Here is an 8,754-nt window from a genome sequence, read left to right on the forward strand (position 1 = left end):
ACGGGTGGTCCAGAAGTGGATGCCCATATTTGGCCACTTAGGTGGTCTACCGAAAAAAACAGGCGTGTATATTCATGAGCCCTCATTAGGCCAAATTATTTGAATGGGGGCATACAACCTAGAAGATTCTCATTGTTCACTATTTTAGGGCGCATGCTGGCTGAAAAGCGAGATTCATTAATTGTGACAGAATGGGACGATCTAAAAAGAAACAGCGTCAAGTTGAACACTATACGCACCAAGGGAAGGAGCGGGTTAATAACCCGCCGGTCGGTCTGGTTACCCCAGAAACTGATGGAGGTGAGGAAACGAGAACCTACAATCACGACCCTCATATAGACCCTCAATTGCAATGGGCTGGCAAACAAGAACGTACCTCATTTGAAATACCTACGGTCTCGCTTCATGTTCATGAGAGAATTGATCCTCGCACTGTCATAGAGGCTATACGGAAACGTCCCGATGGAGGTCCCCAGCTATCTCTGTTTTCTACGCCGGAAGAAAACCCACCAATTCGTCAAGCGATTGAATTTTACAAGCACCGCCAGAATTGGACCAATAGGCTAATTGCAGGTGATAGCCTGTTAGTCATGAATAGTTTACTGGAGAAGGAAGGGCTTGGCGGGAAAGTACAAACCATCTACATCGATCCGCCTTATGGGGTTGGGTATCGATCCAATTTTCAGCCCTTTGTTAGCCAACACAGCGTTACCGGTGGGGATCAGGATAAGAATCTGACAGCTGAACCTGAGCAAATTCGCGCATTTCGAGATACATGGGAACTTGGGATTCATTCGTATCTCGCTTATCTTCGAGACCGTCTTCTGTTAGCTCACGATCTACTACACGAAAGCGGAAGCTGTTTTGTGCAAATTGGTGATGAAAACGTTCACCGCGTGGGAATGGTCATGGATGAGATTTTCGGGGCAGAGAACCGAGTTGCAACCATCACGTATGCTACTACGAGCGGAAGTTCTGCAAAAACTCTACCGGAAGTCGCAGATTATCTGCTCTGGTACGCGAAAGATGCAAAAAAAGTAAAGTATCGGCAATTGTATGAGCCACTAGATCGCAAGGGCATTATTGAATTATTTAGCTCATACGTTTTCGTCGAGCTTCTTGATGGAACATGCCGGCGACTAACTGCTGAAGAACGATTTAACCCAAAGCAGTATTTGCCGAAGGGTGCGCGAATTTATAGGCGTACTGGTTTAACGTCACAGGGAGCTTCTATGACGGGTAGGTCGGAGTCGTATGAGTGGGATGGGCGTGAATTTCATTGTCCACAGGACGCTCATTGGTCTATTTCCAAACAAGGGATGGATAGGCTTGCTGAACTGGGGCGTCTTGATGCCGCTAAGGGAAATGCTTCACTAATGTGGAAACGTTACGAGGAGGAAGTTCCCGGAAAACGGATCAATAATGTCTGGCCTGATCAAGCTTACGAGCGCAATAAACGGTACGTAGTCCAGACCGCAGTCAAGCTGGTCCAGCGTTGCATCCTAATGACCAGTGATCCCGGTGACTTGGTACTTGACCCTACCTGCGGCAGTGGAACGACAGCCTATGTTGCTGAACAGTGGGGCAGGAGATGGATTACCTGCGATACTTCACGCGTGGCCGTTGCCGTTGCCCGACAACGCTTGCTCACCGCAATTTACGACTATTACACGTTAGCTCACCCTAATGAGGGCGTTGGGGCTGGGTTTCAATATCGTATTGTTGAGACCGTCTCTGCGAGAATTTTAGGTTACAATGAGCAACCGAATCAGACAGTATTATATGATCAGCCGCTCAGTGATCGCAAAAAAACCAGAGTTGCGGGTCCGTTTACCGTTGAAGCCGTTCCTGCGCCAACGGCTAAGCCTCTAAGTGAGGTTCATGTACAGTATTCATCCCCCAATCCTGATATTTCTATAGCCCGCACGGGAGAGACGATCCGTCAAAATGATTGGCGGGGTGAATTACTCAAGACAGGTGTACGAGGTAAGGCTGGCCAGCGTATTTCTTTTACAAGACTGGAGCCCTTGCCTGCGATGCGGGTTTTGCATGCAGAAGGCGAAACCCGCCCCGGTGTAAGGGGAGACGTATCAGGTGGAGTTTGTACTGCTGGATCTGATCGTGTTGTCGTTTCATTTGGGCCGGATCATACTCCAATGGAACAGCGTCAAGTCGCTCTTGCAATTGAGGAGGCACAATTGCTTGTTCCCAAACCCACCATTATCATTTTTGCAGCCTTTCAATTTGATCCCGAAGCGTCTAAAGACATTGACGAGACGAATTGGCCTGGCGTGACCCTGCTAAAAGCACAAATGAATGTTGATCTTTTAACCGAGGACCTAAAAAGAAAACGCGCGAGTAACGAGAGTTTTTGGTTGATTGGCCAGCCGGATGTGACAGTTTAGAGATCCAGTAGTAGTGGAGAAGAGGTGTATTGTGTCTCCGTTCATGGATTTGACTATTTCAATATGGAAACAGGAGATATTGAGTCTGGAGATCCCGACAAGATTGCTATGTGGATGCTGGACACAGATTACGATGGACGCAGCCTGTTTCCCAAACAGGTATTCTTTCTTACAGGTTCGGGTGCGAAAGACCTAGAGGACCTCGAAAAAAATCTCAATGCAGAAGTGGAAACAGATCTCATACGAGCATATTTCGGTACAAGGTCATTACAATTTAAGGCTGGTCAGCATCGCCGTGCAGCTGTCAAGATCATTGACGATAGAGGCATTGAGAGTTTGAAAATAGTGGAATTAGAGTAATGCGAGACCCTCAAGGACTAGTTTCCAATTCCGCTAATATTTCGTCTGTTACTCCACGCTGTAAGAATATTCGGGAGGCAGAATTGGGCATCTTGAATCCATAGCCTACGTCCGTCTAATAATTCCTAATCCTTGAGGTATGAGTATATTGGAACTGAATAATGCCGAGTGCAAACATTGACCAACTGATTATAAACTCGCCTCATCAAGAGCCAATTAAGCATTGGCATTATGATCGTCAGACACGATTATTCAACTTGGTAGATGGGCGTCGATCTGCAGGGTATGTGGTGGCTTCAGGTGATTCAAAGGCTTTCGATGATCCGGGAGTGTTTAAGGAGATCCCTTTAGTTAATCGAATTCGGACCCGTGTCAATGTTTGGCGCGATGCAGGATACCCTGGGGTCACAGGAATCACGAGGAGATTGTTGGGTTATTGGAATGATCCCGAGGGATTTGCAAGAAGGAGGTTTTTCTTTTGCCAGTTGGAGGCAGCCGAAACACTAATCTGGCTCACTGAAGCGTCCCCAAGCGAAAAGATTGGTTTGGATATTCCTTCCGATGGTGGAATGTTTGATCGATTGTGTGCAAAGATGGCCACAGGTTCGGGAAAGACCGTTGTGATGGCCATGATTATTGCATGGCATATCCTCAACAAGGTCTCGAATAAGCAGGATGTACGGTTCTCCAAGAACATATTGGTTGTAGCTCCAGGGCTAACGGTTAAGAATCGATTAGCCGTTCTAAATCCAGTGCATCCAGGAAATTACTACGAGAGTTTTCTTGTAGTGCCATCACCCCTACTCGAAAAGCTGCGTCAGGGGCGTATCGAAGTTCGAAATTGGCATGCGTTGAATTGGGAAACAGAGGAACAGATTACTAAAAAGCGCGGAATTGATAAACGCGGAGTGCAGAGCGACGAGGCTTATGTTCGGGAAGTTCTTGGAAATATGGCTACAGCTCGTAATCTATTAGTCATTAATGATGAAGCACATCACGCATGGCGAATTACCCCTGGATCAAAGGTGAGAGGGATTCGAAAAAACGTTGTAGAAGAAGCCACGAAATGGATAGGAGGGTTGGACAGAATCCATAGGGCACGTGGCATACTCAAGTGCTATGATTTTTCGGCAACGCCTTTTGCGCCATCAGCTAATCTAAATCAAGAAGATGCACTTTTTGGTTGGATAATCAGTGACTTCGGACTTAATGATGCAATTGAGTCTGGACTAGTGAAAACTCCTCGTGTTGTCATTCATGATGATGCTTTGCCAGACGTTAAAACATTCAAGTCGCGCCTGTATCATATCTACAACGATCCAGATGTTCGGGATGACTTAAATAGTAAGGCTAAACCGGAGAAACCGTTACCAGACTTGGTAATGAACGGTTATTATTTGCTTGGCTATGATTGGCAGCAAACCGCCAAGAACTGGGAAAAGCTATCAAGAAACAGTACTCCACCCGTCATGATTACCGTCGCCAATCGCACGGAAACGGCAGCACGCATTAAGTATGCGTTTGATCATAAGAAGGTGCGAATTAAAGAATTATGTGATCCTGAACGTATTCTCCATATAGATTCAAATGTACTCAACAAAGCCGAGAGTTCAGAAGAGCCAATCACTAAATTGGACTTTTCTCACGGTAACACTAGCCCTAAAGTAGGCCGCACCAGCAAGCAACAGGCAGAAATTCTTCGGCAACAAGTAGACACTGTAGGAAAGGTCGGTGAATCTGGCGAGCAGATACAAAACGTGATCTCTGTTGGAATGCTATCCGAAGGATGGGATGCAAAGACCGTAACCCATATTATGGGACTGAGAGCGTTCTCTAGTCAACTCCTTTGTGAACAGGTTGTAGGGCGTGGACTACGTCGTACCAGTTACGATGTGAACTCAGAAACTGGGTTCTTTGAACCGGAATATGTGAATATTTTCGGAATTCCTTTTACGTTTTTGCCGCATGAAGGTGGGGATAACACGCCTCCACCGCCACCCAAACCAAAGACTGCTATAGAACCAGTATCTGGAAGAGAGGAATTTGAAATTTCGTGGCCAAATGTGATTCGCGTAGAGCATACACTCCGTCCTGAATTATCCGTAGATTGGGAAAAACTGAGTCCACTAATCCTAGATGTCACTAAGGTTGCAAAATTAGCCGAACTAGCTCCCGTTGTAGAAGGCAAACCCGATTTAACCAAGATCAAGTTGATTGACTTGGAGGATTATGCAAAAGGGCAGCGCATGCAGAGGCTTATTTTTGAAGCAGCGCGAGATGTTTATGATCAAGTTCAGCCGAATTGGAAAGCAAGTAAAGTTGCCTTGTTAGCTCAGTTAGTACATTTGGTCGAAAAGTTTATTGCCAAATCAGATGGCATTCGCATCATACCACCCTCACTTGATTCCCTGGGAGATAGTCCTCGTAAAATCATGGTCACACTAGGAATGACAAAGGTAGTTCACCATATTTTGGAGGCGGTTCGTTTTCAGAATACCCAGAAGCTCGATCTAGTATTTGACCAAGATCAGCCGATTCGTTCAACTGGAGATATGAGTACGTGGTATACAAGTAGACCGTGCGAACTCACAAAATGTAGCCATATAAATTATTGTGTATATGATAGTACATGGGAAGCCTCGGATTCCGGTATACTGGATGCTAGTCCTGAAGTGGACGCATGGGTCAAAAATGACCACCTTGGTTTTGAAATCTTATACACATACCGAGGTGTCATTAGAAAGTACCGTCCTGATTTTATAATTAGACTCAGGTCAGGCACTATGTTGATTCTCGAAACGAAAGGAGAAATAACAGAACTGACACGCACAAAGCACAAATTTCTACAAGAGTGGGTGAAAGCCGTAAATGAGAACGGAGGATTTGGACATTGGTCTTGTGCCGTATCTAATTTCCCAGGAGAACTTTACGAAATCTTGGGAAGACACGCTACGCATTAACCTACCAATTATCCCATTCAACAATTGTTTACGCGTGATCACCAGCTTTGAAGTCACCTGGAGGCATGGCAAATCATTTCACAAATGGTAATCGGTGGTGCATATTCATTGACATTCTTGGATTTAGTAGGTTTTGGGTCTGTGAGAGGGGGAAGGCGCACGCTTCACTTCGCGCCATAATGAGAGGCATCTACGCGATTGGAAGAAACTCCTATCCGGCCGATCCTAAGCGATTTTTCGTACATCAAATGGGAGACGGTTTTGCCATCGTGAGCGACTTTGGGGAATCCTCTCTCGACCGTCCCGTTGCCATCGCGAGTGCACTGATGCGTCACATTTCAACCTCTGGAACTTTTGCCGCAGCCGCAATCGCAGAAGGTGATTTTGCTGATATTAGAGGAATTTATCCACAGGAAATATTTTCGGAGAATTATAGTGGTAGGGTGGTAAATATGGGTCAGGGATTGATGATCCCATCCTTTGTTATGGGAACTGCTTTCATTCGTGCATACGGTGTTGCGAAAGAAGCGCCGCCGGGTCCGTTTCTGACAGTTGCTGGGGATCAGCGTGATCGACTTCCAGCCAATGTAGAATGCCAGATTACTTCGGGTCGGAAGGATAAATCGCTGTGGTCAATCGACTGGCTTCGACATGAATCGGAACACTTGGTACATATACAACAAACTGCAAAAATTCATATTCCTTCACTTTCTGAGCTTCAGCAAGCAATTAAAGGCTACTGCAAACACTACTCATTCATCGGTGACAAATGGAGAGACCACCTTCATGGACTACTTGACATTGAGGTTTAGGTCAAATGAAAAAAGACTACCCGATCAGTTTGGCCGTAAACCTGGGTGATTGCCCGCTGAGTAAATGGATCAACCAACTAGTAATTGGCGATACGGGCTCTCCCTATACTCATTAACGAGAAAATCAATTATTGAGGGAGTTACCATCAACTGGTCACAGGCGGACAGATCGCTCGAACGCCATTGAACCTTGGTCTGGTACACGAAGGCAGGGTCGTAGGAGAATTACGTTATCAATGGGATGGGCAGGGGGAGTAGCAGATCATTGGGGGTATCTTCTGGACACTTTCTTTCCTGTTTTAATGGGTACTGCGTTTGGCCGAAATCAGTTCGATTCCCTACTCGGGTTTACCTACTGATTACACGGTTTTTTGAAGTAATCCACCGTCAAATATTCGGCTGTGGCTTAGGCGTTAACGCGGTGGCTCACTGGACACTCCACAAAGGGATTCTGGGGATGCCTAGCTATTTAGAGGGTTCGGTAGCCGTGATCGAGGATGCGGATCAATTCATATTGAGGTATACACAGGAAGGACCTACATAGAATAGGTGCCCCATGGTGGATGCTCCTAGTAGCAGGAGTCAAGGGGCTGCTATTGCATGCTCATCTATTGGGGCATTTCCAATCTTGGGGTACGCGAGCTGCTTAATGAACGGCTAGGGAGTGGTCGTGCGGAAGAAAAGAAGGCTTATTCAAGTAGATTGGAAAAACTAAAAATATCAGTCTACAATGCCGATTTACGGGGCATACGGGGGGCGATTCCTACTAGAATCACCTCAATCACCAAGGCTTGTTGGTGGGACATGAAACCAGTGTAGACGGCTTTGAGCATGTGCTGGCAACCTCGGTGGTGGTCGTGAACATATATCTGACAAAATACTATCTACCTCTATGAATGAGGATCTCATTAACTATTGATTAAATGAGGTTACAGTTTACGTCACAAATCTTGAATGATACGTCTAAATTGAAGAATATTATTGATTAGTGTAGGACGTATGATTGATTTCTGAGAATTGAACGAATGCCAGACGAATAAAAATATTATCAGACAATACTGTTAAATACCCTGTCATCAAGAATCACGTAGATCGGTTAGAATTATGACCTATGTCAAGGATGCAGCAATCAACAGTCAGACAAAACAATATAATTATTTGTGGAACATAATTGAATCAGTAACATACAGGTGATTTACACCTAACATTCTATATCATGAAAACTCAACAATTGACTTTTCTGAACCCGAAACATCGGGAACCAAAACCCTATGCAAGCGTTCACGCTTCTGGTCGGTTAGTCTTTAATCAAGACGCTGTAAACTATATGAGACTTAAATCCCTCCCATCTTTTGTTGTGGCCACAACATCCTTTGAACGCAATCCGTTACGGTTTTATCTCATTGATAATGCTATTTCAGAGGAAATTGATGTCCCACCACCTGTAAAAGTTTTTCAATCTGGAAGATATTATTATGTTAAATTTAGAAATATACTAAATCAACTAAAAATCGAAAAAGGCAGGAATAAAATATATTTCGATATTGAGAATAAACCGTATCCTGGACTTGAAAACTACGTTGTTTTTGCACTTACAATGCGCACAAAAGTCAGTGGTAAAGCATCTAGTTCTAAAAGACGAGAGACTAGTGACCGGGAGGAAACTACTCAAAACGATTCGCCAGAAGAGCAATAATGAGCCATTTATCATTTGCAAATAATTCTGACTCCCAAGAGTGTCCGCCATTTCGAGTGCTGTCATTGGATGGTGGAGGTGTGCGGGGCGTATGCTCAGCTGTTTACTTGTCCGAATTAGAAAAACAGGTCGGGTCTCCACTGCACCAATACTTTGATCTAATCTGTGGCACTTCCGCAGGTGGAATCATTGCGATTTCATTAGCTCTGGAGATTCCGATGGATAGGGTGTTGGATATGTTTCAGAATAAAGCAGATGAGGTATTTAATAGGAAATTACCAGGGAAAAATAAATTCTGTGCCATGCTTGCAGATGTTTTGTATTCCAATGAACCATTCCATAGTAACCTTCAAGATCTAGTAGGTGCCAAGTCAAAGATTGGAGATGCTAAGTGTCGCCTCTGCATCCCTGCAGTCAATATGACAACTGGCAAAGCTGTCGTATTTAAGACTCGCCATGATACTTACCTGGTATAGTAGGACGGCCGTCAGATAAGGCTACGGGGCGCTATGTATTTCGTA

General features: G+C 45.0%; 4 protein-coding genes and 1 pseudogene. All 5 read left to right on the top strand.

All coding sequences use genetic code 11. The annotated features are described in order from the left end of the window. The first annotated feature begins 191 nt into the window (after window positions 1-191). The 5 genes and pseudogenes from F4Y64_06560 (at window position 192) to F4Y64_06580 (ending at window position 8,709) form a co-directional block, all read left to right on the top strand. A pseudogene (locus F4Y64_06560) lies at window positions 192-2,765 on the top strand (site-specific DNA-methyltransferase). A 161-nt stretch (window positions 2,766-2,926) separates the two neighbouring features. Then, complete coding sequence (locus F4Y64_06565) at window positions 2,927-5,725, top strand: type III restriction endonuclease subunit R (GenBank protein ID MXX97260.1); 2,799 nt, start codon at window positions 2,927-2,929, stop codon at window positions 5,723-5,725. Between the two features lie 179 nt (window positions 5,726-5,904). Beyond that, complete coding sequence (locus F4Y64_06570; protein ID MXX97261.1) at window positions 5,905-6,537, top strand: hypothetical protein; 633 nt, start codon at window positions 5,905-5,907, stop codon at window positions 6,535-6,537. Window positions 6,538-7,753: 1,216 nt separating this feature from the next. Beyond that, a complete protein-coding gene (locus tag F4Y64_06575) occupies window positions 7,754-8,233 on the top strand; it encodes a hypothetical protein (protein MXX97262.1) in 480 nt (159 codons plus the stop codon). Then, on the top strand, window positions 8,233-8,709 hold the full coding sequence (locus tag F4Y64_06580; protein ID MXX97263.1) for a hypothetical protein: 477 nt from the start codon (window positions 8,233-8,235) through the stop codon (window positions 8,707-8,709). The genes F4Y64_06575 and F4Y64_06580 overlap by 1 nt, the downstream gene beginning before the upstream one ends. The last annotated feature ends 45 nt before the right edge of the window (window positions 8,710-8,754 follow it).

It is taken from the genome of Rhodothermaceae bacterium, from assembly GCA_009838195.1.
Taxonomy (GTDB): domain Bacteria; phylum Bacteroidota; class Rhodothermia; order Rhodothermales; family Bin80; genus Bin80.

Bases quoted from the DNA above. Each gene is read 5' to 3' on its own strand.
- F4Y64_06565 (MXX97260.1), top strand. From the start codon at position 2,927: ATGCCGAGTGCAAACATTGACCAACTGATTATAAACTCGCCTCATCAA.
- F4Y64_06570 (MXX97261.1), top strand. From the start codon at position 5,905: ATGAGAGGCATCTACGCGATTGGAAGAAACTCCTATCCGGCCGATCCT.
- F4Y64_06575 (MXX97262.1), top strand. From the start codon at position 7,754: ATGAAAACTCAACAATTGACTTTTCTGAACCCGAAACATCGGGAACCA.
- F4Y64_06580 (MXX97263.1), top strand. From the start codon at position 8,233: ATGAGCCATTTATCATTTGCAAATAATTCTGACTCCCAAGAGTGTCCG.